Origin of the sequence: Conexibacter woesei Iso977N (assembly GCF_000424625.1) — a bacterium.
Lineage (GTDB): Bacteria > Actinomycetota > Thermoleophilia > Solirubrobacterales > Solirubrobacteraceae > Baekduia > Baekduia woesei_A.
The window spans coordinates 274897-301682 of sequence record NZ_AUKG01000003.1; the positions used below are offsets into that span (position 1 = coordinate 274897).

The window sequence follows — 26786 nt, forward strand, 5'->3', positions numbered from 1 at the left end:
GCCGCACCTGCGTGCCCGGGGTCAGGCCCACGCCGGGGCCTCCGCCTCGCGCGGCGCGGCGAACACCGTGGCGCCGGTGTCGGCGGCGCCGATCAGCGCGCGCAGGCCGCCGAACAGCTCGCGGCCGGTGCCGCTGCTGACATCGACGGTCGGTTGTGCGACAGGTCGCTCGGAGAGGTCGGCGGCGACGTCGAGCGTCCCGGCGACGGTGTCCAAGATGATGATGTCGCCGTCCTGGACGCGGGCCAGCGGCCCGCCCGCCGCCGCCTCGGGCGTGACGTGGATCGCCGAGGGGATCGTCCCGGAGGCGCCCGACATCCGGCCGTCGGTGACCAAGGCAACCTGATGGCCTCGGTCCTGGAGGACACCGAGCGCGGGCGTCAGCTTGTGCAGCTCGGGCATCCCGTTGGCCTTCGGGCCCTGGAAGCGCAGGACCGCGACGAGGTCGGCGCCGTCGAGGTCGCCGTCGTCGAAGGCCTTCAGGAACGCGGCCTGGGAGTCGAAGACGCGCGCGGGCGCCTCGACGCGGCGGCGCTCCGGCGGCAGGGCGGACACCTTGGTCACCGCCCGGCCGGCGCTGCCGTCGACCACCCGGATGCCGCCGTCGGGCGCGAACGGCTCCGTGGCGGCGCGCAGCACCTCGGGGTCGCCCGTCTGCGCGGGCGCGCCGGCGGCGTAGGCGCTGAGCCCGGGGCCGACGATCGTGTTGACATCCTCGTGCAGGAGACCCGCGGCGAGCAGCTCCTGGATCAGGAAGCGCGTCCCGCCCGCGGCGTGGAAGTGGTTGACGTCGGCCGCGCCGTTGGGGTAGATCCGGGCGAGCAGCGGGACGACGGCCGACAGCGCGTCGAAGTCGTCCCACGTCAGCGCGATCCCGGCGGCCGCGGCGATCGCGGGCAGGTGCATGGTGTGGTTGGTCGAGCCGCCCGTGGCCAGCAGCGCGACGACGCCGTTGACGATCGCGCGCTCGTCGACCACGTCGCACAGGGGCATGTAGTCGTCGCCGAGCGCGGTCCGGGTTGTGATGGTGGTTGCCACCGCGGCGGTCAGCGCGTCGCGCTCGGGCGTGCCCGGGTTGACGAACGCCGCGCCGGGGACGTGCAGGCCCATCGCCTCGACCACCAGCTGATTGCTGTTGGCCGTCCCGTAGAACGTGCACGTGCCGGCCGAGTGGTAGGACGCGGCCTCGGCGTCCTGCAGCTCCTCGAACGTCGCGTCGCCCGCGGCGTAGCGGCGGCGCACGGCGCTCTTCTCGCGGTTCGGGAGCCCGGACGCCATCGGCCCGGCGGGGACGAGCGCGATCGGCAGGTGGCCGAAGGTCAGCGCGCCGATCAGCAGGCCGGGGACGATCTTGTCGCAGATGCCCAGCAGCAGCGCGCCGTCGAACATGTCATGCGAGAGCGCGATCGCCGTCGACATCGCGATGACGTCGCGGGAGAGCAGCGACAGCTCCATCCCGGCACGGCCCTGCGTGATCCCGTCGCACATCGCGGGCACGCCGCCCGCGACCTGCGCGACGCCGCCCGCCTGGCGGACCGCCTGCTTGAGCAAGGTGGGGTACTTGCCGTAGGGCTGGTGCGCCGACAGCATGTCGTTGTAGGCGTTGACGATCGCCACGTTCGGCCGGACCGCGCCGCGCAGGTACGCCTTCTCCTCCGCACCGCACGCGGCGGCGCCGTGGGCGAAGTTCGCGCACCCGAGGTCCCCGCGCGCCGGGCCTTCCAGCCGCGCGGCGGCCATGCGCGCCAGATACGCGGAGCGCGACTCAGCGCTCCGCGAAGCAACGCGTTCGGTGACCTCGGCGAGAACGGGATGGATCGACACGCCGCGGACGATGCGCGCCCACGCCGCGCCCCGCAAGGCGCGCCGCCCCGAACGACACCCGGTCGGGGGCGCCCGTGTGGGCTACTTAGGCGGCGAGAGACGGCGGCTGCGCGCAGCCGCGGGCGTCGTCCCTAGGCGCGCGCGACGAAGGGCACGCGGACGCCCTCGTCGTAGGCCTCGAGCTCGCCGCCGCGCTTGAGGCGGTTGATCGTCGCTGCGACGATCGTGCGCTTGATGCCGGTGATCTCGGCGATCTCGGGCGCGGAGATGCCGGGGCGCTCGAGGATCGTCTGGAGGATCAGCTGCTTGTTGGCGCCCTGGGGCGCGCGGCCGTCGCGGCCGCGCTTGGTGCCGCGGCGGCCGCGGCGGATCATCGGGCGCGGGACGGCGCCGATCGCGTCGCCGCCGGCCGAGGCGTGGCCGAGCAGGACGGTCAGGTCCGGCGTCACGGTGTCCTGGCCGCTGGCCTCCAGCGTCTCGACGACCTCGCGCAGGCGGCGCAGGCGCTCCAGCTCCATCGCGACGGGCTCGAGCTCGGCCATGCGCGCGTCGATCGTCTCACGGATCTGGGTGAGCACCGTTCCGGCGTCGGTGTTCGGGACGGGAGCGACGGCCATGCCTGCGCAGTATGAGGCATGGCCGTGCGGAACGCTTCAGCGTGTTCACGGTTTGTTCACAGCCGGACCGGTGAGTGTTCCGGCGCGCGCCATCGCGGCGTGGCAGGAGGCGGCGGTCCCGAGCGAGCAGTCGGCGACGGGCCTCCCGTCCGGCAGCGGCGCCAGCACCGCGGCGGTCGGGCGGCGGCGGTCCGGCTCGGTCGGGAGCGTGGTGGCGAACCAGCGGGTGTCGCCGGCGCCGGCCGCGCGGGTGGCGACGGTCGCCGCGTGGCCGTCGGCGTTGACCTTGACCTGCGCGACGCCGCCGCCCGTCACGCCCGCGACCACGCGGCCGGACGGGGTGAGCGCGCTCAGCGCGGCGACCGCGTCGGGCCGGTCCGGCGCGCGGGTGCAGTGCGTCGCGACGCCGCCGCTGTAGGTGATGTCCAGGCACAGGCGCCCGTGGTAGCGGCGCAGCGTCGCGCCGCGGGCGTGGTCGGTGCGCAGGACGACCGACGCGTTCGGCGACGGCCGGCTCGACACCACCGACTTGGCCGCCAGCGCGCTCGCGCCGACGACGCCGATCAGCGCGCCGACGAGCGCGGCGCGGCGCGCGATGCGCCGTCCGGTCCGGAGGTGCTCGGCGCCGCGGCGGCGCCGCCGCACGGGTGCCGCCGCGGGCACGAGTGCGGGCGCGGGCGTCGGCCGCGCGTCCTCCTCCAGCCGCTCGGCGACCAGCCGCGCGAACTCGTCCTCCAGCTCGGTGAGGATCGGGAAGTCCGCGGGGTCGTAGCGCTCGCTCATCAGGACGCCTTCCATGCTGTGTGCTGCCTGCGGATCCGGCCGGCGAGGACGCGCAGGCCGCGCGACACGCTCGTGCGCGCGCCGGACGGCGTGATGTCCAGGCGCTCGGCGATCTCCGCGTAGGTCATGTCCTCCAGGACGCGCATCGCGACGGCGTCGCGCTGGTCGGGCGGCAGGTCCGCCATCCCGGCGGCGACCGCGCCGCGCAGCTCCTGGATCCCGGAGAGCTCCTCGATCCGCTCGATCTCGCGGTCGGTCAGCGCGCGCCGCTCGCGGCCGAGCAGGAGCGCGCCCCTGCGCCCGGACTCCTCGCGGCGCTCGTGGTCGCGCAGCAGCGAGCGCGCGATCGACCAGAGCCAGCCGGACAGCTCCTCGTCGCTGGAGCCGCGGTACTGCGCGCGGCGCTCCAGCACGACCGTGAACACGTCGGAGGTCAGGTCGGTCGCCAGCTCCGCGTCGTGGACGCGCCGCTGGAAGAACACCAACAACGACGCGGCCGACCTCCGGTAGAGCCTGAGGAAGTCATCCTCGGTGAGCGGCGGCGCGGTCAGCGCGGGTCTCCGCTCCCCCGCCGCCGCACGTCCACCTCGCGCTCGGCCGGCGGAAGGCTCTGGAGGTCGACCGGCTGGACCGTCGAGAGGACCGCGTCGAGCGCGACGCCGGACAGCGTCTCGTGCTCGACCAGCGACCGCGCGGTCTCCTCGACCGCCGACCAGTTGCGCTGGAGCACCGCGCGGGCGCGGGCCTTGGCGTCCTCGACGATCCGCTCGGTCTCCTCGTCGATGATGTCGAGCGTGTGCGGGCCGACCGTGCCGATGTCCTGCAGCGCGGCGCCGAGGAAGACCTCGCCGCCGGCCTCGCCGATCGTGACCGAGCCCAGGCGCGGGCTCATGCCGAAGCTCGTGACCATCTGGCGCGCGAGCTTGGTCGCGGCGTGGAGGTCGTCGCTGGCGCCGGTCGAGCCCTCGCCGAACTCGATCAGCTCGGCGGCGGTGCCGGCCAGGATCGCGGTCAGGTGGCGCTCCAGGTCGGACTGCGTGTGCATCACGGCATCCCGATCGGTGAGCATGTGCGCGGCGGTGCCGAGCTGGCGGCCACGCGCGACGATCGACAGCTTCTGGGCCGAGACCGACTGGCCGATCGCGCGGGTCGTGACCGCGTGGCCGGCCTCGTGGACGGCGATCGTCCACTGCTCCTCGGCGGTCAGGACGTGCTTCTTGGCGGGGCCGGCGACGACGCGGTCGATCGCCTCCTCCAGCGTGGCCTGGTCGATCTCCACGCGGCCTTCGCGAACGGTGAGCAGTGCCGCTTCGTTGACGAGGTTGGCGATCTCGGCGCCGGAGAAGCCGGGGCAGAGGCGCGCGATCTGCGCGAGGTCGACGTCGGGGGCGAACGAGCGCCCGCGCGCGTGGAGCTGGAGGATCTCGAAGCGGCCGTGGGCGTCCGGGTTGTCGACGACGACCTGGCGGTCGAAGCGGCCGGGGCGCAGCAGTGCGGGGTCGAGGATGTCCGGGCGGTTGGTGGCGCCCATGACGACGACGCCGGCGTCGCCGCCGAAGCCGTCCATCTCGACCAGCAGCTGGTTGAGCGTCTGCTCGCGCTCGTCGTTGCCCTGGCCGACGCCGGCGCCGCGCTTGCGGCCGGCGGCGTCGAGCTCGTCGATGAAGATGATCGCCGGCGCGTTCTTGCGGGCGATGGCGAAGAGCGAGCGGATGCGCGCCGCGCCGACGCCGACCAGGGACTCCACGAACTCGGCGCCGGAGGCCGAGTAGAACGTGGCGTCGGCCTCGCCCGCGGTGGCGCGCGCGAGCAGCGTCTTGCCGGTGCCGGGAGGGCCGACGAGCAGGACGCCCTTGGGCGCGGCGGCGCCCATGGTGAGGTACTTGCTCGGGTCGTCGAGGAAGTCGCGGATCTCGCGCAGCTCGGCGACCGCCTCGCCCGCGCCGGCGACGGAGTCGAACGTGATCGGCGCCCTGCCCTTCTTCTTCCTGCGGCCCTTGCCGCGGAAGTTCGAGAACGAGGCGATGCCGCCGGAGCCGTCGCCGGTGAAGCGCGTGAAGAACGCGAACAGGCAGACGAGGAGCAGGATCGGGATCAGGAACTGGACGACGATCGCGGTCGCGGGCTTGGACGACTGCTGGTCGATCGAGACCTGCGCGCCGCCGGTCGTCAGGTTCCTGTAGATGGTCGCCGTGGCCGCGTCGCTCGACGGGTAGTTGGCGTAGATCTGCAGGCCGGTGTCGGTGTGCGCGACGACCTGGTGGTCGTGGTCGAGCAGGACGGCGGACTGCAGGCGCTGCGCGGTCGCGAGCGAGGTGAGGTTGGAGAGCGCGACCCTCTTGCCCTGGGCCTGCGGGCCGAGCGAGCCGAGCAGGGAGAAGAACGTGATCGCCAGCGCGATCGCGGCGAGGAGGAGGAACGTGGACAGCGGGTCGCGCGTGAGGATGCGGCCGACCGCGGCTCCCGCGTCCTTGGCGCTGGTCGCGGCCGCGCGCAGCGGGGACCTGCTTCCGTAGGACTGGGTGAGGCGGGGATTCGACATTCGGGACACGATCACGGCTCCGGAGCGGGCGGGTGTGAACAGTTCGGGAACTCTGGTCGCCGTCGTGTGAACACCGGGACGGCCGCTCGTGGACCGGGCGGACATGTTCACCGCTCGGCGACATCATCGGCGGTGCGCGACCTAGACTCGCCGGGGTGTCTCGGCAGTCGCGCATAGGACGTGCGCTCTGGCCCGCGTTGCTGGCGGTGGTCGTCGCCCACGCGGTCTCGGATCTGCTGCACCATCCGTTCCTGGGGGACACCGGCGACGCCGCGATCGTCGACGCGCACCTGACGCTGTGGGTGCCGGGGACCGAGGCGGGCGGGCCGAGCGAGGCGGTCGCGCGAGATGCCGCCGCGTCGCTGCAGCTGACGGGGCGGCCGGCGACCGTGAAGCTGCGCGCGGGCGGCGCGGCGGGCGCGGTGTCGGGCTTCCTCGACGACCTCGACGGGGCGAGTGATCCCGCGCCGCGGCCGAGCGACCTGCTGGTCGTGTCGTCGGCGACCGTGGCGGATCTCGCGCGCGGCCGGGCGCAGGCGCTGTTCGGCTCCGACGCCGTCGCCGCGCGGGAGGCCGAGGATGCGCTGCGGCGGGCGCGGCCGCTGGCGGTGCTGGCGTCGGACCGGCTGGTGCTGGCGGTGCGCCTCAGGTCGAGGCTGCGCTCGGGCGCGCAGCTGGTCGGCGACCTGCGCGACCGGCCGCACGGGCACCTGTTCGCGGTCGAGGGCGACGCGTGGACGAAGACGCAGCTCGGGCGGCTGGTGCAGCGCGCGGGCGTGCCGGGACACGTGCCCTACCGCGCGTACCCGAGCGGCGGCGAGGCGGCGCTGGGGCTGGAGTCCGGCGACGCCGACGTGGTGCTGGCGCCCGCGAGCGCGCTGCGCGGGGAGATCGCCGCGGGGCGGGTGCGGGCGCTGTCGTGGCCGCGCGGCGCGGGCGCCGCGCCGCGGGCGTGGACGGCCGTGCTCGAGGCGCCGGGCCTGCGCCCGGACCAGCACGCGCGGTTGAAGGACGAGCTCGCGCGGTTGAGCGCCGACGCGCACTGGCGGGCGTCGCTGCGCGCTCAGGGACGCGATGTGTCCGTGCGCGCCGTACCGCGCGACTTCCTCGCGCGACGGCTCGACGACGCGGCCTGGCTGCAGCGCGTCACGGCGCGCCTGTCGACCGACTGACGTTCACCGCGCGGGGCCAGTCCCTGCCATCTGGCCTGAAAAGGGCCGATACTCGTGAACATAGCGAAAACTCTGGTTGCAGCCGCACTGCTCTGAGTTCACTGTGCGTCCAGGTCGCACGACGGACGCGACCTGAAGGGGAAGGGCGGTCGCGAAGCTGTCAGGAAGGCAGCTCTGCTCCGCGCTGCCCGCGCACGCCCGTGCTCGGGTCCATCAACATCAGGGAGCATCAACAAACCATGAAGTTGCGTACTAAGAAGGTCAGCGTGCTGGCCTTGGCTGCTACGGCTGCGATGGCCCTCAGCGGCATCGGCGCCGGCTCCGCCCACGCCTCGTTCACGCCGTGTGCCGGCAGCAACATCGCCGGTGAGGGTTCGTCGTTGCAGAGGTCGGCTCAGACCGCTTGGACGGCGGGCTTCAGGACCTCGGTCTGTGCGACGCCGACCGTGACCTACACGGCCACGAGCTCGGGGAGGTGCATGGACAAGTGGGGCGCCAGCGGTGGCGCGCTGCAGACCGCCGTGAACTACTGCGGCACCGACGATGCGCCGACCTCGACGCAGGTCACCAACATCAACACCGCGACGGGCGCAGGCGTCCTCAGCATCCCGGTGACGCAGGCGGCGATCGCGATCGTCGTCAACCCGCCGGCGGGCTGCACGATCACCGAGATCACTCCGGCCAACCTGGAGAGGGTCTTCAACGGCACGACGACCGCGTGGTCCTCGATCGCGACCGGCGGCAGCTGCACCGGCACGATCGACCGCGTCGTCCGCACCGATTCGTCGGGCACGAGCTACCAGCTCAAGCACTACCTGTTCAACCAGAACAGCAGCGCGGTGTGTGGGACCAGGACGTGGGCCGACCTGCAGGCTTCGGCGGACAACACCAACTGGCCGTCCGCGTGCAACAGGACCGGCGTGCACTACTCGGAGTCGGGCTGCCCGTCGGCCTGCGCGGGTGCCGGCACGGGCTCGGGCGGCGGCGACGAGGCCAAGACGGTCTCGGCGAAGCCCGGCACGATCGGCTACGTGGCCCTCTCGGACGCTCGTTCGATCTACGTTGCCGGTGGCAACTACAGGTGGATCGGCATCAGGATCCCGGCGGAGTCGGCGACGTACGATCCCTCGAGCAACGGCCTGTCGACGACGGTCGCCAACTCGAACTGCACGACCGCCTCGAGGTCGTACGCCAGCGGCACGTTCCCGCTGGCCACGGCCAGCTGGTCGGGCGTCTACCTGACCGATCACGGCAGCGGCTACCCGATCTGCACGCTGACGTGGGACCTGGCGACCAACAACTACGCGGCCGGCTGGGGCTCCCCGGCGGGCGGCAGGATCGCCAACACCGTGTTCGACTACCTGAACTACACGATCAGCACGGCGGGTGCCACGGCCAACAACAACAAGGACTACCAGAGGCTGCCCACCGACGTCAGGACTGCGGCGCAGTCCGGCGTCAACGCCATCGGCTAGCTGCCCCTGGCCGGCGCGCCGTTGGCGCCGGTTGCGCTGAAACGCCTGCGGCCGGGTCCGAAAGTACCCGGCCGCTTCGCGTCGTGGAGCGGTGCGTCAGGAGGGCGTGTGGCCGACGTACACGTTGTTCGTGATCGTCGCGGTGTTCGTGCCGGCCGGCGACGGCAGGCCGAGCTGCTTGTTGATGGCCTTCGTGACCGTCGCCGGGGCGACCGCCCCGCAGTTCGACGCGGCGGGCACGGCGTAGGCGTTGTCGACGTCGATGACGTCGTCGGACTCCAGGATCAGGCCGGCCGGGCGCGAGATCGAGCCCTGGTCGCCGAAGATCGGCTGGTTCGGCGGCGGCGGGTCGGTGATGTCGGTCGTCAGGTTCAGCGTGATCGGCGCAGCGGTCGAGCCGATGGCGCAGTTCGTGCCGAGCAGCGGGTTGGAGAACTTGATCCGGATCGGCGCCGTGAAGCTGAACGTCGAGTAGTCGTACGTGATGGCGCCGACCTGCTGGATCTGGGCGGTCAGCGTGTTGAGGCTGAACGGCAGACCCGTGCCGAACAGGTTGTTGGAGACGACGACCGGCGTGCCGGTCAGCGCGGGGCCCGACGCCGGCGGGACGAACGTGAACTGATGGGTGTCGGGGTCCTGGGCGACGCCGCCCTCGATCTTCACCGAGGTGCCGACGTTGACGCTGTTCCTGTTGGCGCCGATCGAGCCGCCGGTCGACTGGGCGACCAGGCAGGACGAGAGGTTGGGGGCGCCGACCGGGCAGCGGCTGAACGACGGGACGTCGGCGGAGGCCGTCGTCGCGCCGAGCGCCAGGACGCTGAGGGCGGTGAGCGCCGCGCCGAGGCGCGGGGTACAACGCTTCATGGAGTGCTCCTAGGGATGGGTTGGTAGTGGGACAGCGGCGCGGACCATAGGCGCCACATCGCCATTGCTCACCATAAAAATTCGTAACTAGGTGGGCGACATCCTGGTGACACCAAGGCGGCATCCGGACCCTCAGGCCCGGAGCGCTCGGCCATCCCCTACCGCTTGGTGAACATATCGATAACTCCATTCCGCATGGGAACGCCGGCGAGTATGTTGCGACGCCGTACCCCCGGCCGCATGAGCCTCTGCCTGCGGCTGCGACGACTACAGGAGACGCTTGTCGATGCTGGACCTTCGCCGTACAGCGGCGCCCTCGCGCGCTGCGTGCGCGGCGGCCTTCGCCGCCGCCCTGATCATCATGTACGTGTTGCTCGCCGCGCCGGGCGCGCGCGCCGCCGGCGAGCTGGCCGCGTTCGGCCCGGTGGGCTTCGACGCGAGCGCCGGCGAGTTCGCGTTCGGCGGCCCGGTCGCGGTCGATCCGAGCGACGGCAACGACATCTACGTCGCAGACGTCTCCGACGCGTCGAAGACGCCGCGCGTGCGCAAGCTCTCCCCGACGGGTCAGGCGCTGGCCACGGTCGCGCCGCCGAACACGAACGCCGGCGGTGGGGCCGGGTACATCGCGGGCCTCGCGGTCGACCAGACCGAGCATCGCCTGTACGTGTTCATGGTGGCCAACGGCCCCGACGCGGCGAACCCCTCGCAGCCGGCGTCGATGTCGATCCTCGTCTACTCGACGACGCCGCAGTCCAACGCGCTGGTCGCGCCCGCGAACCTCCCGTCCGGCGTGCTGGTCGACTTCCGCACCGCGGGCGGCGTCGTCGACTACCCGACCGGCATCGCGGTGGACCCCACGACGCACAAGGTCGGGGTCATCGGGATCGACGATCCGAACGCCATCGATCCGAACGGCGTCATCCAGTACGTCACCGACGCGGGCGCGCTCTCCACGCCCCTCACCGGCCTCGGGACCGGCGTCGACCCGGACGGCAACGCGGTGCCGAACCCGCCCGGCATGGCGATCGGCCCCGACGGCGACATCTACGTGCCCGAGGGGCCGGACGCGGGCGACGGCACCGCGGCCCTCATCTACCGCATCCCGAAGGGCGGCGGCACGCCCAGGCTCATCGCCCAGGACTCGGTCGACAACAACCCGGCGATCAACCCGGCGATCCAGAACGGCAACAGCTACGGCGTCCCGATCGCGGTCTCGCCCGACGGCACCTCCGTGTGGATCCCCGAGGGCGTGTCCGGATCGGGCATGGTCCGCGGCTTCTCGATCGCCAACGGCGACCAGCTCGCGGCCTACGGCGGCGGCACCGCGGGCGGCAGTTGCTACCTGCCCTTCCGCTTCATCCACCTGGGCATCGCCGTCGGGGCCGACGACCAGGTCATCGTCACCAGCCCCTACAACAACACCACGCCGGACCCCACGGATCGCACCGTCCACGTCTTCGGCTCCGGCGGCTCCGGCTGCCCCGTGCCGCAGGGCCTGTTCACGGTCGACGGCAGGGGCGACGGCTCGGTGACGGTCACCAAGGGCAAGAGCATCGTCCTCGACGCGTCGATGTCGGACCTGCGCGGCGGCGCGGCGGGCGAGGTCGACTGGGACCTCGACGGCTCCGGCCAGTTCGCCACGCACGTGACGGGCTCGGGCGGCGGCGCGGCGGCCCTGACGATCAACCACACCTACCTGAACGCGGGCGCCACGTTCAGGATCGGCGTCAAGATCCACATCCAGGGCAGCGTCTGGACCGAGCCGGTGTTCCACACGGTCACCGTCGCGGCGCCCAGGCCCATCGCCTCCTTCACGCCGTCGTCGCGCACGCCCGCGGCGGGTGGCACGGTCACGTTCGACGCCTCCGCGTCGATCGACTCGGCCGGGTCCGACAGCGGTGGCCCGACGCACACGCTCAAGACCTACCACTGGGAGTTCGGCGATGGCGCGACGCAGGACGCGACGACGCCGACGGTGACGCACGCGTTCGCCAACGGGGGCACGGCCGCCGTGGCGCGGACGGTCAGGCTCGTCGTCACCTCGAGGGACGACGTCGCCAGCGACGCCTTCGCGCAGACGGTGACGGTGGCCGGCACGGCGCCGGCCAACGCCACCCCGAACCCGACGCCGACCCCGGCGCCGAGGACGACCCCCATCCCGCCGTCCGGTGGCGGCACCGTGCCGACCACGCCGACGATCCCGAGCTCGGGCGTCTCCGGCTCGAGCGTCGACGCCAGGGGCAACGTGGCGCTCACGGTCAGCTGCCCGGCCGGCGGCGCGCGCTGCGTGGGCAGGGTCGTCCTGAAGGTCAGGGTCACGAAGACCGTCAGGGGCAGGAAGAAGGCCACGACCGTGACCATCGGGACGGTGTCGTTCACGGTCGAGGCGGGCAAGAGCAAGGCGGTCAAGCTCAGGCTGACCGCGACGGGTCGCTCGTTGTTGAGGAAGCAGAAGAGGCTCAGCGTCAGCGCGGCGATCACGACCAGCGCCAACGGCAGGTCCAGCACCAGGACCAAGACGCTGGCGCTCAAGGCCGCGAGCAAGAAGAAGAAGTAGGCCGGGAAGACGCTGCGGCGCGGCCGATCGGCCGCGTTTGCAGCGCCTTCGCACACACACGTGTCCGCTCGCGGTCATCACGCGTACGGACACGTGTGTAGCCACTTTGTGAACAGAAGCATAACTCCCTTGACCTCTCCTCGGACGGGTGCCAAGGTCCGCCTCCAGCAGGCGTTCCCCAGTCGCCCTCCAGCCGTACTCCCCGTGGCCCTGACTCGTCTCATCCGCCACCCGCTTGCGCTGCTCGTCGTCGGAGCAGCGTTCGCGTGGCCCACAAGCGCCCTCGCGCTCATCGAACCGCCGGTCACGATCGACGGGCCCAGCGCCGACGTCCGCGACTTCGGCGGCGTCGCCCTGGCGCCCGACGGCACCGGCGGCATCGCCTACATCAAGGTCACCGGCGGCGTCCCGCACGTCTTCGTCGTCCGCCGCCTGCACGGTGGCTGGACCCGGCCGGTGCGCGCCGACCTCCTGCCCTACGACGCGCAGCAGGTCGCGATCGCGGCCTCGAACAACGGGCGCCTGCTCGTGGTCTGGGTCAGCCAGATCGCGACGGTCCATGGGCAGATCCGGTACGCGCTGTACTCGGCCGAGCTCCCGGCCGGCGGCGCCGCGTTCGGCGCGCCGCTGGTCGTCGACCCCAACGTCGCGGCCGGCGCCGACGTCGACCCGTCGCTGGCCGGCACCGCGCCGGGGCAGGCGATCGTCGCCTATCGCGTGACGACCTACGACTTCGGGCCGACGAGCCCGTTCGACCCGACGGCCGTCCAGCTGCGCCCCAACGACGTGCTGGCCGACGTCCGCGTCGCCCGCTACCAGGGCACGCGGTGGTCCCGCCTGGGCGCGATCAACCGCAACGGCGACGCGTCGATGCCGGCGCCGGACGTCGCCAACGCCCCGCGCGCCGGCCTCGCGGTGGATGGCAGCGCGGTGATCGCGTGGCAGGAGCGCGACCAGACCGGCATCGCGCGGATCTGGGCGCGCCGCGTCTTCGGCACCTCGCCGGCCCCGATCCAGCCGGCCAGCCCGTCGACCTGGCAGGGCAGCCCGGTCACCGACGACGCCGACGCGCTCGCGCTCGCGGTGACGCCGCTGGGCATGGCGCAGGTCGTCGCGCGCGTGTCCGGGACGAGCGACGACGCGCTCGGCGGCACGCGCGTGTTCGCCAACCAGCTGCCGGTCAGCCTCGACAGGAACGCCGCGGTCTTCAGCGGGGCGACCGCCGTGGACGGCGGCCCGCAGGACCCGGTGATCGGCAGCCCCGCGGTGGCGGTCGCCGACGGCGGCCAGAACGGCAGCGCACGCGTCGCGTTCACCGCCGCCGGCGGCGTCCACCTGCCGGCCCTGGGCGCGGCGGGCGCGCTGCACGATCCCCAGCCGTCGGCGCCCGCGGGCTCGGCGAGCGCCGACGCGCAGGTCGCGATCGACCCGGACGGCGGCACGATCGCGGCGTGGGAGACGACCGGCGCCGACGGCCTGCCCGCCGTCGCCCTGCGCCAGGAGCTGCCGTCGGGCGGCGTCCAGACCGGGGTCGTGGCCGGCAACGACGCCGGGGACGTCTCGCGCCTCAGCCTCGGCGGCGACGTCGGCGGCGACGCGATCGTCGGCTTCCTCCAGAGGACGGGCGCGGGCGCCGAGGTCGTCGCCGGCGGGATCACCGCCGCGCCCGCGAGCTTCGTCGTGACCGCGCCGGCCGGCTGGGTGCGTCCCGGCGCCGCACGCGTGACCTGGCAGCCCGCGCCGTCGACCTCTCAGAGGATCACCTACACCGTGCTGCTCGACGGGCGGCCGGTCGCGCAGGGCCTGTCGGTCCGCGCGCTGCGCCCGGCCGCGGTCTACCTCGGCAACGGCGTCCGCCACGTGCAGGTCGTCGGGACCGACGCGCAGGGCCAGGCGATCGCCAGCGATCCGGTCGACCTCAGGGTCGACGGGCGGCCGCCGACGGCCACCGCCAGGAACACGACCGGCCGCAGGTACGGCCGCCACTCGCTGGCCGTCGCGGTCGCCGACGCGGCCTCCGGCGTCATGGCCGCCAGGACGACCTGCCTGTTCGGCGACGGCAGCAGGCTGCAGAAGGGGCACCGGACGTTCCGCCACGAGTACCAGCGGGCGGGGCGCTACGTCGTCCGCGTCGTCACGCGCGACAGGGCCGGCAACCAGGCGACCGTGCGGCTGCGGGTGACGGTGCGATGAGCCGTAGGTGGACGACTACGATCGCGGCCGTCGCCGCGCTGGGCGCGCTCGCCGGCGCCGCCGGGCCGGCGGCCGCGGACTTCGGTGCGCCCACGCTCGTCAGCGTGTCGCCGCGCGAGCAGGCCGACGCGGTCGGGACGTCCGCGCTCTCGGCCGACAGCCGCTGGCTCGCGTACTCCGGCTCGCTCGACGGCGTCAGCGGCGTGTTCCGGCGCAACCTGCAGACCGGGGCGACCGACGTCGTCGCCGGCGGCGACGCCTACGCGAGGCCGGCGATCGCCGACGCCCGGATGCCGTCGATCAGCGCCGACGGTCGCTACGTCAGCTTCAGCACGACGGCCGCGCTCGACACCGACGACGACACCAACGCGGTCGCCGACGTGTACGTGCGCGACATGGACGCGCCGGCGCCGCCGGTCGGCCTGCCCTGCTCGCCTGGCCCCGGGTGCGCCTTCGCGCTGGCGTCGGCGCACGACGGCGCGCCGTCCGGGCTCGTCTACGCCGCCCCCTCGGGCAGCGGGACCGCGGGGTCGCTCGCGGCGCCGCGCTCGGCGCTCAGCGCCGACGGCCGTCGCGTCGCGTTCGTCACGCAGAGCGGCTCGGACCTGGCCGGCGCCGACACGCCGGCGCTCCAGGTCGCGGTCCGGGATCTCGACACGCAGCGGACGACGCTCGTCAGTGCTCAGCGCGATCCGTCCATTGGTGCGATGACCACCGTACCGGTGACGGGCGGCGCCGTCACGCCGACCGCGGTCGAGGTCGGCGGCAACGGCCTGGCCGCACCCGTCGCCGTGGCGGCGTTGAGCGCCGACGGCACGACCGTCGCCTGGCTCGGCGCGAACATCGGCCTGCAGGCGCCGACGCTCCCGGACGAGAGGACCGACGATGCCAACGGCTACGACGAGCCGCTGTGGCGGCGCGTCGCCGACGGCCCGGCCGCGCCGATCCGGCGCGTCGTCGGCGCCGGCGACCCCGAGGCGCCCGGCTGCCCGCCGGGCGGCACGTTCGCGGACCCCGCCTGCGTCGGCCCGTACCCGGACCTCGCGTCGAACGGCGACGCGGGGAACGGCTACGTCGCCGGGTGGGTGACGCGCCCGGCGCAGTTCGACGCGCTGCCGTCGCTCAGCGCCGACGGCCGCACGGTCGCCCTGCTCGGCACGCCGCCGGTGCCGCCGCTGACCACCAAGACCGACATCGCCGACCTGTTCGTGGTCGACATGCGCGACGGCCTGGCGCGTCGCGACGCGGTCCGCCGGCTCACCCAGGACCTCCACTCGGGCGACGCGTTCAACGGCGTCTACGACGTCGGGATCGCGCCGGACGGACGGCGGATCGCGTTCTCGACCGCGCGGTCGACGTTCCCGCTGGCGCCGCCCTACCTGACCGGCGGCGTGCCCGCGCAGAAGGGCCAGCAGGAGCTCTACCTCGTCGACCTCGGCGACAACACGCTGCGGCGTGTGAGCAGGACGGTCGACGGCGGCCCGTCGCTGCCTCCGGGCGTCACGAGGGCCGACAGCGACGGCGCCGCCTCGCCGTCGTTCGACGCGACCGGCCGGATGCTGGCGTTCGACTCGCCCGCACGCAACCTCGTGGCGGTCGACGCCAACGGCGCCAACGACGTGTTCCTGCTCACCGACGCCGCGCCGCCGCTCGGTGCGCCCGGCCAGAGCGTGATCTCGGCGCGCCCGCCGAACCCGGCGATCCCGCGCGCGTGGACGATGGCGCTGCGCGCGGTCGCGCAGAAGGATGGGACCGTCCGCCTCGACGCCGACGTCCCGGGCCCGGGCGTCCTGCGCGCGACCGTGCAGGCGACGGTGCCCGTCACCAGGCACGTGAGGGTCAGGGCGGCCCACGGCAGGCACCGGACGGTGACGCGGAGGGTGCTGGTCAGGCGCCAGGTCGCGGTCAGGTCGACGGTCGTCCGCGCCGCCGGGCTGTGGCGGCTCTCGATCAGGGTGACCAAGACCTACATGTCGTTGGTGAAGGGCAGGGCCGGGCTCGACGCCACGGCGAAGGTGACGTTCGCGGCTCCCGGTCGCGCGACCCTCAAGGACACGCTGGCGGTGAGGTTCCGAGTGGCGCAGACCAAGGTGACCAAGAAGAGCAAGGCCACCAACAAGAAGAGCAAGACCACCAAGAAGACGACCGCGAGGGCCAAGCGATGAGCCGCCTCCTGGGCCTGCTCGCCGCGCTCGCGCTCGGCGCCGTTTGCGCCGCTCCGGCGACAGCGGACGAATGGCACAGCGAGCAGCCGGTGCCCACCGGCAGCAGCGTCCCCGTCGCGGTCGGCAAGGTGTATGACATCAAGTTCTGGGCGCCGAACCGCGGCGCGCTGATCACGGCCGACGGCCTCTGGGCCTACGACGGCACCGGCTGGCACCGGCTCGCCACGGTCTGCGGCGGCACCGGCGGCCGCATCGCGTGGGCCGGCCCGCTCGACTTCTGGACGATCAGCGATCAGGTCGTCGGCCAGGCCGGGCTCGACAGGGGCGCCGCGCAGCGCCGCTCGCTCTGCCACATCGTCAACGGCCAGGTCGTCGCGTCCTACGCCGAGCCGATCGGCACCGCGAGGTCCTACCTGCCGATGAACGCGGCCGCGTGCCTGGCTCCGGACGACTGCTGGTTCGGCGGCGAGCGGCTGCCGGGGAGCGTCAACACCGGCGCCTTCCACCTGCACTGGAACGGCAACGCGCTGCAGCCGTTCCCGTCGCTGACCATGCACGACGCGGTTCCGGACCCGGACCGCGCGGTGGCCGACTACGCCGTGCACCAGGGCGCGCTGTACGAGAGCGTGTCGTACGCGGGCAACGCGATCGGCAACGAGCCCGAGGACCAGCCCTACCTCCTGCACCAGGTCCAGGACGGCGACCCGCCGACGTTCACCTCGCTGTTCACGACGACGCCGATCGACTACGGCGCCGACGACCCTGCGCACCTCGCCGGCCTGCAGCTGTCGAGCGACGGCGCGCAGCTGTGGGCGGCGGCCGGCGCGCTCTCGGCCAGGGACGGCAGCGGAACACCGGTCAACGTGCTGCTGCTCGGTCCCGACGGCTTCGCGCCCTTGACGCTGAGCGACGCCGGCGACGCGCTTGCGACCGGCACCAGGATCGCCGCGATCGCGGCCGAGCCGGGCACCGACGACGCATGGGTCGCCTACGTGCCGGCGCGGGAGATCAACAGCGACGACCCGCCCGCGCGGCTCGTCCGCGTCCATGCCGACGGGACCGTCGACAGCACGACGACGCTGCCGGGCGCGGGCGATGGCATCGCGCGCAAGGACCAGGCCGACCGGCTCGCCTGCCCGGCGCCCGGGCAGTGCTGGATGGCCACGGCGGACGGCTGGCTGTTCCACCTCGGGGGCGACCTCCCGCGTGACGACGAGCCCGCGATGCACCGGCTGATCACCTACCGGCCGTCGGACAACGCGACGATCAAGCTCGCCAACGACTCGATCCCCGACGACGACTCCGGCATCGCGCCGCCGGTCTTCAACGAGCCGCCGCCGCTCACGTCCGGCCCGCCGGCCCCGACGCCGAAGCGGGCCAGGGCCAGGAAGCTGATCACGAACCTCAGGCGGCGCGTGATCCACCGCACGACGCTGGAGCTGACGTTCACGTTGACCGCGAAGGCCCACGTCCAGCTGCTCGCCAAGCGCAGGAGCAAGGTCGTCGCACGCACCAGGAAGACGACGCTGGCCAAGGGCAGGCACCGGCTGCGGCTGAAGCTCAGCGTCAAGCACTGGCCGACGAAGCTCGACCTCAGGGTCACGGCGTACACGAGGGCGAGGGGCGGGGACGACACGTCGAGCACGCCGTCGCACGATCCGTCGGTCGCCGACGATGACCCGGACGCCGGCGAGGTCACGATCGCGAGCGTGAGGCGTTGAGTCGCCCGACACCGGTCGCACGCCGCCGGCGGTTCGCGGCGGCGCTGGTGCTGCTGGCCGCCGCGGCGGCGCTCCTGCTGCTCAACCGTGTCGCATCGGGGTCCGGGGCCGAGGCGCCCGCCGGCTCGGTCGCGCAGCCGTCGCTGGGCGTCATCGACGCGGGCGGCACGATCATCGGCGCGTCGCCGGGCGAGGCGGCGGGCGAGATCTGGTCGCTCGGCAACGGCCGGATCCTGCGGCACACCGACGCCGACGGCTGGACCGCGGTCGACGCGCCGGTCGACGCCGACGGCCAGCCGCTGAAGACGCTGACGCCCGCGAGCGGCCCGCAGGCCGGCCGCAGCACCGACGACGGCGCGGTCGCGTTCCTGGCCAACAGCATGCTGGTGGTGCGCGACCCGGGTGGGCGCTTCCACGCGGCGCCGGACCCGTCGGTCCTGCCGGACGGCGGCACGCTGCCGATGACCGGGACGCCGGGCACGACCGGGGCGCCGGGGACGACCGGGGCGCCGGGGACCACCGGGACGCCGGGGACGACCGGCACGCCGGGGACGACCGGGACGCCGGGCACGACCGGGACGCCCGGCACGACGTCTGCGCCGCCGGCCACCGCGACGGCGCCGCTGCACGCCGGCGAGAAGCTCTACGACAGGCCGTTGCTGGCGATCGACGAGCACGACGGCCACGCGGGTGCGTTCGTCGTGCCCACGGCCGGCGACGACGGCGTGCAGGACGCGGTCCTGCACTTCGACGGAACCGCCTGGACGCGCGAGGCGATCTGCCTCGGCACGGCGCCGGCGTGCGACGCGCCGCCGACGGCGTTCACGGTCGCGGCGGTGGACGCCGCGGGCGCGGGCCACGCGTGGCTGCTGGCGACCGGCACCACCACGACGGCCGGGATGGTCCTGCTGCACCGCGACACGTCGGGGACCGATCCCGTCTGGCGGCCCGTGTCGCTCGGCGCGTCACCGTTCGCGACCAAGACGCCGGTGGTGGGCAGGACCGCGGTGCAGGTCGGCCTCCCGGCGCACGGTCAGCCGCTGACGGCGACGACGCAGGGCGTCTGGGCCGATGCGTCGGTCAGGTCGTCGACCGGCGGGACGTCGAGGGACGCGACGTTGTTCTACGACGAGCCGGCCGCGAAGGTCGCGGCGAGCTGGTGCGACGTCACCGGCGACGACGGCTCGACGTTGTGCGACAGGTCGCTCGGCACCAACCTGCCGAGGGGCGACGCGCGCAGCTTCGCGTGGACCAGCGGCGGGCCCTACGGCACGCGCCTCGTCACGGGCTTGGACCAGGGCGCGCTGCTGCGCTTCGACGGGACCTCGTGGTCGCGCGTTCCCACCTCGGGCCGCGGCGTCGGCGCCGATCGCGGGGCCGCGTTCACGGCCACCGACGACGGCTGGCTGGGTGGGCCCGGCGGGCCTGTCCGCTTCGGTCCGAGCGCCGAGGCCGACCAGCTGCGGAGCTGGCCCGTCCCGTTCCGCCATCCGCTGACGGCGATCACGGCCGAGCCCGGCCGGCCGGTCGGCGGGATCGACGCGCAGGCGCTGGCGGTCGGCGACCAGGGCGAGGTCGCGCGCTACACGCCCGGCCAGGGCTGGCTGCCCGAGCCGCTCCTGACGGCCACCGGCAAGCGCGCGACCCCGCGCCTGCGCGGTGTCGCGTGGCCGACCGATGAGCGTGCCTACGCGGTCGGCGACGGCGCCGAGATGTGGCTGTGGCGGAAGGAGACCGGGCTCTGGGAGTCCGATCCGGCCAAGCCGCCGAACCTCGCGCTGGCGAACTTCACCGGGATCGCGTTCGACCCCGGGAACGCCGATCGCGGCTACGCGATCGGCAAGCAGGGCGTGCTGCTGCGCTACGACCGGACGTGGACGCAGGAGCCGCTGCCCGACGGGCTCGGCGACGCGAACTTCACCGCGATCGCGTTCGCGGGCCACGAGGCGATCGTCACCTACAAGATCCCGTACCTCAACAGCCGCCAGGAGCGGAGCTACCGCGGCGGGATCGTCGTCAACGACGGCTCCGGCTGGCGCATCGACGACGGCATCACGTCCGCGCTCGTCGACCCCGACGGCCCAGGGGGCGCGGCCGGGTCCAACGTGCCGGAGCGCGTCGCCGGGCTCGCCGATGGCAGCGCGGTCGTCGCGACGCTCGACGGGCACGTCGCCGAGCGCGACGGCGCGGGCGGCGCGTGGCACGACTCCGGGCTCGTCGCCGCGGGCTACCCGGCGGCGGTCACGGCGTTCCACGAGGACGGCGTCGTGCGGGCGGCCGTGGCCGTCGACCTCGACGACAACTTCGCCGCCGGCGAGAACGCGATCGACTTCGACGAGCTGCTGAACCCCGCGCCGGCGGGCCAGGCGCCGGTGCTCACCGACCCCTACGGGATCCCGGGCGACGGCTACGTGCTGCGCCAGACCGCACACGGCTGGCACGACGAGCAGCATCTGTACTCGTCGCGCTCGATCCCGAGCGACACCACGAACTTCGACCTGCCCGAGCGTCCGGACGCCGTCCTGGCGTTCCTGACCGACCCGTTCGGCCGTGGCGGCTGGGCCGTCGGCGGCGACGTCCAGGTCCAGAGCGCGAGCGTCGTCCGCTACCCGGACGACGGTCAGGCCGCGCCCGGCGCCGCGACCTCGACGGTCGCGGCCGACCCGAGCGCGGTGGCGGAGTTCGCGATCGGCGGGGGCGCCGGCTGCCTGAGCGCGTGCGCGGACCTCCAGCCGGTCGGCGCGGGGCCGTGGCGCTGGCTGCCCGCCGCGGTCGGCAGGGCGACGCAGATCGCGGGCGTGCGCGCGTTCCTCGACACCGGGCCGGGGACGGCGAGGTCCTCGGAGGTCGACGACTTCGGCCACGAGCAGGAGGCCGCGGCGCGGCGGCTGACGATGGCGGCGGGCACGCTGCCGGTCTACGCGGCGCCCTCCGAGAACGACCTCGACGACGACGGGTCGCTGGCCACGTTCGTGAGCGCGTTCTCGTCCTACGGGGCGCTGCCCGCCGCCGTGTCGGCGACCCAGGCCTACTACGCGTTCGACACGACGGGGGCCGGAGGCAACGTCCGCGTGATCGTGCTCGACACGTCGGGCAACAACCTCGGCGACGCGCAGCGCTGCTGGCTCGCGAACGAGCTCTCCGGCGCCGCGGCTGCGGCGACCCCGGCGATCGTCGTCGGCAACCGCTCGATCCAGAGCAGCGCCGACGCGACGACCGTGTCGGCGACCCTCGTCACCGGCACGCCGCCGGGCGGCTGCACCGTGGACGGCCCGGAGGCGGGCGCGTCGGCGTACTTCTACGAGGCGACCGGCGCCAACGTCACCGGCACGGTCACGGCGGGCGCCGACGCGATCCCGTCGGTCGGGACCGGCTCGCTGGGGTACATCGTGCCGCCGCCCGCGGGGGTCACCAACCAGCCGGCCAACAGCGGCTTCCTGCTCGTGCAGGTGGACGCCAACGGCGCCGACGTCGGCGGTGCGCTCAACCGCAAGGCCGTCGCCGTGCGGCTGATCCCGAACATCGGGGAGCTGGCGGTCGACTCCACCGACGGCACGGTGCTGCGCCGCAGCCAGGTCGCGCTGTTCCAGGGCCTCGCGCGACGGCCGCGTGCCGGGCTCGGCTGCCAGGACGCGCCGTCGTGCACGATCGTCCCGGACCCGTACGTGCCGATCCCGACCGATTGCGTCGGCCAGGGCTGCGACACGATCGTGCCGCCCGAGTACACCTTCACGTCGTCGGATCCGTCGGTCGCGAACTTCGTGGCGCGCGACCCGGCGTCGACCAACCCGCGGCGCGCGCTGTTCGACGCGCAGGGCAGGCCGATCCCGGACAACGACAGCGGGCTGTTGTGCGCGTACAACGACGGCACCACCACGATCACGCTGACCGCGGGAGGGCTCTCCTACTCGCAGAAGGTGACGGTGCTGGCGGGCAGCGTGCAGCGACCGTGCGGGACCGTGCCGGCGAACCGCACCAGCACGGTGCCGACGGTGCCCGAGGACAACAACGCCCTCGACCCCGAGCCGCTGCCGGCCGAAGCGACGCCGCCCACCGGCGGCGCCGGGGCGCTCCCGCCGCCGCCCGTCCCCGCGCCCGTCAGGGTCGTCAAGGCCCCGCCGCACAGGCCCGTCAAGGCCGTGATCCCCGCCGCGTTCGTCGCGCCGTTCCTGCCCGTCTCCTCCGGGCTGACGCAGGTCGTCGCGACGCCGCCGCCTCCGCCGCCGACCGCGGCGCGGCCGGCGCCGCCGTCGGGCACCTCGAGCGCCCAGGTGTCGCAGACCGCGGTCGCGCCCGAGCGCCAGCGCGAGGAGGAGCACGCGGTCGACACCGTCGCGAACATGGCGCGCTACGAGCCCGACGCCCCGCTGCCGCGCTACGTCAGCCAGGGCGGCGCGCTCGTGCTGCTGCTGCTCGCCGGGCTCGCGCTCGCGGGCGCCCGGCCGCGCCCGCGGCGATCCTACGCCTACAACTACTCCGACGACCACCGCAGAACCCCGAGGACCCCCCGATGACGACCGCCACGCACGACCCGCTCACCCGCGCCATGGCCGCCGCCGCGCTGGCGGTCGCCCTGCTCGCCCTGTTCATCTCGTTGAGCACCAACTCGCCCGCGAGGACGGCGCCGCCGCAGGCGCAGGCCGCGAAGGCCAGGGCCAAGGCCAGGAAGAAGACCAAGTCCATGCCCATGCCTTCCCTGAGCCCCAAGCCCTACGGCGTCCTGCGGCTCTCGAAGGCCAAGAGGTTCCCGGCGTCGGTGATCCCGAAGGTCGCCGCCGCCAGGGCCGCCGACACGCTCGGCGGCGCCAGGCGCCAGGACCTCGCGCTCAACTGCCCGGCCGACACCGCCGACCTCGGCACCTGGTGCCTGCAGACCTCCACCTACACGGTGCCCAACGACCAGGTCGGGACCAACGACTTCATGTACGCCGCGCGCGAGTGCGTCAAGGAGGGCGGCTGGTTGCCGTCCGCCGCGCAGCTGATCGGCGCGGCGCCGCGGATCAAGCTGCAGTCGACGATCGACGACAACGAGTCGACCGCCGCGATCGACATCGGCCCGGGCGACGGGCTCAAGGACGCGCGCGAGATGTCGTCCTCGCTGTTCACGACGACCGCGGGCGACTCGGCCGCGGGCAGCGAGGGCGTCAGCACCGGCTCGCTCGGCGACCCGCGCCAGGCCGAGCCCAACCCGGTCCCGCAGCCCGCCGATCCCAAGCCCAGCTCGCTGGACTACGTGACGGTCTACGACAACCGCGACCTCGGTGGCTTCGCCGGCGGCGAGCCCGTCGGCAGGGCGGAGAGGTTCCGCTGCGCGTTCAACAAGACGCAGGGCGCCGTAGCCGCCGAGGACTGATGCGCGAGGACGAGTCCTACACCTCGGCCGGGCTCAGCCAGTGCGTGACGACCGGCGGCGACTCCGGGTCGGTGAGCGCCCAGATCGCCTCCAGCCGCTGCTGGTCGCGGAGGCTGACCCGCTCGTGCTGGCGCTCGTGCTCGTCCCACGAGCCGACGACGAACTGCTCGACGTAGCGGTCCGGATCGCCCGCGTCGGCCCACATCCGCCACGACACCGCGCCGGTCCGGCGGCGCGCGTAGCGGAAGCCGCGGAGCGCGCGGATGAACGCCTCGTGGTCGGCCTCGCTGGGCAAGGTGTAGGTGATGCTCACCATCACCGGCCCGGCTGCCGCGGCGTGGTTCGCCTCGACGCTCGGCGGCGGCCACGTCGCCGCCGGGATCAGCTCCTCCGGCGGGATCCTGCGGAACCGGTAGCGCAGCGCCAGCAGCGGCCCGACGACCAGCCCGCCCGCCGCGATCGCCAGCGTCGCCTTGACGCTCGTCGCCTCGGCAAGAACACCAAGAACGGCGGAGCCGACCGCGTTGCCGCCCTGGAAGACCACCAGGTAGAAGCCCATCCCGCGCGCCTTGACCCACGACGGCAACGTCGACTGGTACGCGGCGTTGAGCGTCGAGAGCGCGAGGATCCACGCCGCGCCGCCGATCGCCAGCGCGGCCGCGACGACGACCGTCGTGTGCACGAAGGCCATCACCAACGCCAGCACCGCGACGACCAGCGACGCGCCGATCAGCAGCACGTCCGGCGCGTGGCCCGCGCGCAGCCGCGGCAGCAGCGTCGCGCCCGCGACCGCGCCGAGCCCGACGCACCCGAGCAGCAGCCCGTAGCCGCCGGAGCCCATCCCGAGCGACGTCCGCGCGACCACCGGCAGCAGCGCCCAGATCGACGACGCGAAGAACACGAACACGCCCGCGCGCAGCAGGATCGCGCGCAGCGCGGGCGAGTTGGAGACGTAGCGCGCGCCCGCCCTGACCGCGCCGCGCACGTGCTCCGGCGCGGCCGCCGTGTGGGCGCCGCCGCGCGCCGCGCGCGCCGCCGGCCGCCACATCCAGACCGCCAGGACGACGGCCAGGAACGTCGCGGCGTTGGCCAGGAACACGGTCCCGGCACTCGTCGCCGCCAGCAGCACGCCGCCGATCGCCGGGCCGATCGCGCGCGCGAGGTTCTGGTTGACCGACCCCAGCGCGATCGCCTGCGGACGCTGGTCGGGCGCGACCAGCTCGGGCTGCAGCGTCTGCCACGTCGGCGACGTCCACGCCTGCCCGGTCCCGACCGCGAACAGCAAGGCCAACAACAAGAACGGCGTGACCGCGCCCGCCAGCGACAAGGCCCCCAACAACGCCGCGGCGGCGAGCATCGCCAGCTGGGCGATCAACAAGAACTTGCGCCGGTCGACGAGGTCGCCGACCGCGCCCGCCGGGATCGCGAACAGCAGCACGGGCAGCGACGACGCGGTCTGGACCAGCGCGAGCGCGGTCGTCGACGTCGTCAAGGACAACATCAACCACTGCGCGCCGACGACCTGCATCCAGCCGCCGACGTTGCTGACGAACTGCGCGCTCCACAGCGTTCGGAACTGCCGCACGCGCAGCGGCGCCCACGCGCCGCCGCGTCCTGTGGGCCTGATCCGTTCCGGGCTGTCGGTCGCCACCTAGACCATCATCGCGTGTGCGGCGGCCGCCGGGTCGGCGTCGTCGCCTTCGGCGGGCGGCGCGGGCCTGTCCTTCGGCAGCTGCGTGACCGCCACGACGAACGCGACGGCGACCAGGCCAAGCGCCCACCAGAAGGTCGCGCCGTAGGCCTCGGCGGCCTTGCCGAGCAGCTCCTGCGGGATCGCCCCGCCGATGCCGCCGCCACCGCCGCCGGACCCGCCCGTCCCCTCCGACAGCTTGCTCGTCAGCTCGTGGGCGAGGATGACCGACAGGACGGCCGTGCCGATCGACGCGCCGACCTGCTGGTTGATGTTCAACGTCGTCGAGGCCTTCGGGACCTGCGCCTGCCTCAGCGTCTGCATCGCGCCGGAGAACGTCGGCATCATCGTCATGCCCATGCCGATCCCCATGAAGAACAGGTCGATCCCGAGCAGCCAGTAGGACGTGTCGGCCTCCAGCTGCGTCAGCCCCAGGAACGTCAGGCCGATCAGGACCAGGCCCGGCGGAACGATCTTGCCGACGCCGGTCCTGTCGGCCAGCCCGCCGGCGATCGGCATCGCCAGCATCGCGCCGATGCCCTGCGGGGCCAGCAGCAGGCCGGAGTCCATCGCCGACTCGCCGCGAATCGTCTGCAGGTACAACGGCATCAGCAGCATGCCGCCGAAGACCGCCACCAGCACCAGGATCATGGTCCCGCACGCCGCCGCGAACGTCCTGTTGGCGAACAGCCGCAGGTCGATCAGCGCCTCGTCGGGTTCGCGCCGCGCGTGGAAGACGAACGCGATCAGCGCAACGATGCCGATCGCCATCGGGACGAGCACCTTCGCGTGGCCGAAGCCGCCGGCGCTGCTCGAGTTCGCCAGGCCGTAGATCAGCAGCGCGAGGCCGGGGGAGAGGAGCGCGAGGCCGGTCCAGTCGAGGCGGTGGCCCTTCTGCGCGACGTCCCTCGGGAGGATCCGCGAGGACAGCGTCAGCGCGGCGATCCCGACCGGGACGTTGATGAAGAAGATCCAGCGCCAGGAGAAGTCGTCGACGAGCCAGCCGCCGAGGATCGGGCCGCAGATCGGGCCGAGCATCATCGGGACGCCCATGATCGCCATGACGCGGCCGACGCGCTGCGGGCCCGCCGCGCGGGTCAGGATCGTCATGCCGGCGGGCATGATCATGCCGCCGCCGAGGCCCTGCAGGACGCGGAAGACGATCAGCGACTCGGCGCTCCAGGCGAGGCCGGAGGCCATCGAGCCGACGAGGAACAGCGCGATCGACGTCATGTACAGGCGCTTGGTGCCGAACCGCTCCGCCGCCCAGCCGGTCAGCGGGATCACGGTCGCGAGCGCCAGCGTGTAACCGGTCGCGACCCACTGGATCGTCGAGAGCGGCGAGTCGAACTTCTCGGCCAGCGTCCGGATCGCCACGTTGACGACGGTCGTGTCGAGGATCGTCATGACCGCGCCAACGACCACCACCGCCGCGACGAGCAACAGCTCGCGGTCAAGCCCCGCGTCGGCGGCGGGCGTTGGTGCTGGGGAAGAAGCGGAGGCCATGCCTCCAGGCTAGAGAACCGCTACGCGGCGTGTCACGTTCGCGCCACCGCTTCTCGCTCCACACGGCCTCACTCGCCGCGGTCCCGCCAACGGTCGCGTCCGCGGCGGTCGGTCGCGGGCACCGCGTGCGCCATGGCAACCGATCCTCATCGCCGTAGCGCCATGACCGTCGGCGTTCTGCGCCGCGACCCACCACAGCACCGCGCTTCTCGCTCCACGCGGACTCACTCGCCGTGGTCCCGCCAGCGGTCGCGTCCGCGGCGGTGGGTCGCGGCACCGCGTGCGCCATGGCAACCGATCCTCACCGTCGCGGCGTCGCGACCG

Annotated in this window: 16 protein-coding genes; 8 read left to right on the forward strand and 8 right to left on the reverse strand. The window is 73.7% G+C overall.

The annotated features are described in order from the left end of the window. Positions 1-21 precede the first annotated feature (21 nt). The 5 genes from edd to ftsH all read right to left on the reverse strand — a co-directional run bounded on the left by edd (position 22) and on the right by ftsH (position 5766). Positions 22-1824, reverse strand: a complete 1803-nt coding sequence (gene edd / locus H030_RS0122895; RefSeq protein WP_027007840.1) for a phosphogluconate dehydratase — start codon at positions 1822-1824, stop codon at positions 22-24. A gap of 131 nt (positions 1825-1955) precedes the next feature. Beyond that, entirely contained in the window at positions 1956-2441 is a 486-nt protein-coding gene (locus H030_RS0122900) for a winged helix-turn-helix domain-containing protein (RefSeq protein WP_027007841.1), read from the reverse strand. A gap of 45 nt (positions 2442-2486) precedes the next feature. Next, positions 2487-3239, reverse strand: coding sequence for a hypothetical protein (locus H030_RS0122905; protein WP_027007842.1), 753 nt, complete (start codon positions 3237-3239; stop codon positions 2487-2489). Continuing rightward, the gene (locus H030_RS0122910; protein WP_081691119.1) at positions 3224-3775 is read right to left on the reverse strand and encodes an RNA polymerase sigma factor; all 552 of its coding nucleotides are present in this window, start codon (positions 3773-3775) and stop codon (positions 3224-3226) included. The genes H030_RS0122905 and H030_RS0122910 overlap by 16 nt, the downstream gene beginning before the upstream one ends. Continuing rightward, positions 3772-5766: an ATP-dependent zinc metalloprotease FtsH gene (gene ftsH / locus H030_RS34510; RefSeq protein ID WP_081691072.1), complete on the reverse strand. Its 1995-nt coding sequence runs from the start codon at positions 5764-5766 to the stop codon at positions 3772-3774. The genes H030_RS0122910 and ftsH overlap by 4 nt, the downstream gene beginning before the upstream one ends. A gap of 155 nt (positions 5767-5921) precedes the next feature. Here ftsH and H030_RS0122920 point away from each other — a divergent pair, with 155 nt between their 5' ends. Then, on the forward strand, positions 5922-6938 hold the full coding sequence (locus H030_RS0122920) for a hypothetical protein (RefSeq protein WP_155892225.1): 1017 nt from the start codon (positions 5922-5924) through the stop codon (positions 6936-6938). 239 nt (positions 6939-7177) lie between these two features. Next, a complete protein-coding gene (locus tag H030_RS0122925; protein ID WP_155892226.1) occupies positions 7178-8413 on the forward strand; it encodes a substrate-binding domain-containing protein in 1236 nt (411 codons plus the stop codon). 96 nt (positions 8414-8509) lie between these two features. On the opposite strand, the gene H030_RS37760 is transcribed toward H030_RS0122925, so the two are convergent. After that, on the reverse strand, positions 8510-9277 hold the full coding sequence (locus H030_RS37760) for a hypothetical protein (RefSeq protein ID WP_027007846.1): 768 nt from the start codon (positions 9275-9277) through the stop codon (positions 8510-8512). Positions 9278-9563: 286 nt separating this feature from the next. Between H030_RS37760 and H030_RS0122940 the strand changes: the two genes are divergently transcribed. From H030_RS0122940 to H030_RS0122965, 6 genes are all read left to right on the forward strand, one after another. Next, positions 9564-11834 carry a PKD domain-containing protein gene (locus tag H030_RS0122940; protein ID WP_155892227.1) on the forward strand — a complete coding sequence of 757 codons (2271 nt, stop codon included), beginning with the start codon at positions 9564-9566 and terminating at the stop codon, positions 11832-11834. Between the two features lie 204 nt (positions 11835-12038). Beyond that, a complete protein-coding gene (locus H030_RS0122945; protein ID WP_027007848.1) occupies positions 12039-14027 on the forward strand; it encodes a hypothetical protein in 1989 nt (662 codons plus the stop codon). Beyond that, positions 14024-16192, forward strand: a complete 2169-nt coding sequence (locus tag H030_RS0122950; RefSeq protein WP_027007849.1) for a hypothetical protein — start codon at positions 14024-14026, stop codon at positions 16190-16192. The genes H030_RS0122945 and H030_RS0122950 overlap by 4 nt, the downstream gene beginning before the upstream one ends. Next, on the forward strand, positions 16189-17913 hold the full coding sequence (locus H030_RS0122955; RefSeq protein WP_027007850.1) for a hypothetical protein: 1725 nt from the start codon (positions 16189-16191) through the stop codon (positions 17911-17913). Before H030_RS0122950 ends, H030_RS0122955 begins: the two co-directional genes overlap by 4 nt. Next, the gene (locus H030_RS0122960; protein WP_027007851.1) at positions 17910-22427 is read left to right on the forward strand and encodes a hypothetical protein; all 4518 of its coding nucleotides are present in this window, start codon (positions 17910-17912) and stop codon (positions 22425-22427) included. Before H030_RS0122955 ends, H030_RS0122960 begins: the two co-directional genes overlap by 4 nt. Then, entirely contained in the window at positions 22424-23266 is an 843-nt protein-coding gene (locus H030_RS0122965; RefSeq protein WP_035129530.1) for a hypothetical protein, read from the forward strand. The genes H030_RS0122960 and H030_RS0122965 overlap by 4 nt, the downstream gene beginning before the upstream one ends. A 16-nt stretch (positions 23267-23282) precedes the next feature. On the opposite strand, the gene H030_RS0122970 is transcribed toward H030_RS0122965, so the two are convergent. Both H030_RS0122970 and H030_RS0122975 read right to left on the reverse strand, forming a co-directional pair. Next, positions 23283-24917: an MFS transporter gene (locus H030_RS0122970; RefSeq protein ID WP_051223520.1), complete on the reverse strand. Its 1635-nt coding sequence runs from the start codon at positions 24915-24917 to the stop codon at positions 23283-23285. Beyond that, entirely contained in the window at positions 24918-26462 is a 1545-nt protein-coding gene (locus tag H030_RS0122975; RefSeq protein ID WP_027007854.1) for a DHA2 family efflux MFS transporter permease subunit, read from the reverse strand. It lies immediately after the preceding gene. Positions 26463-26786: the final 324 nt, after the last annotated feature.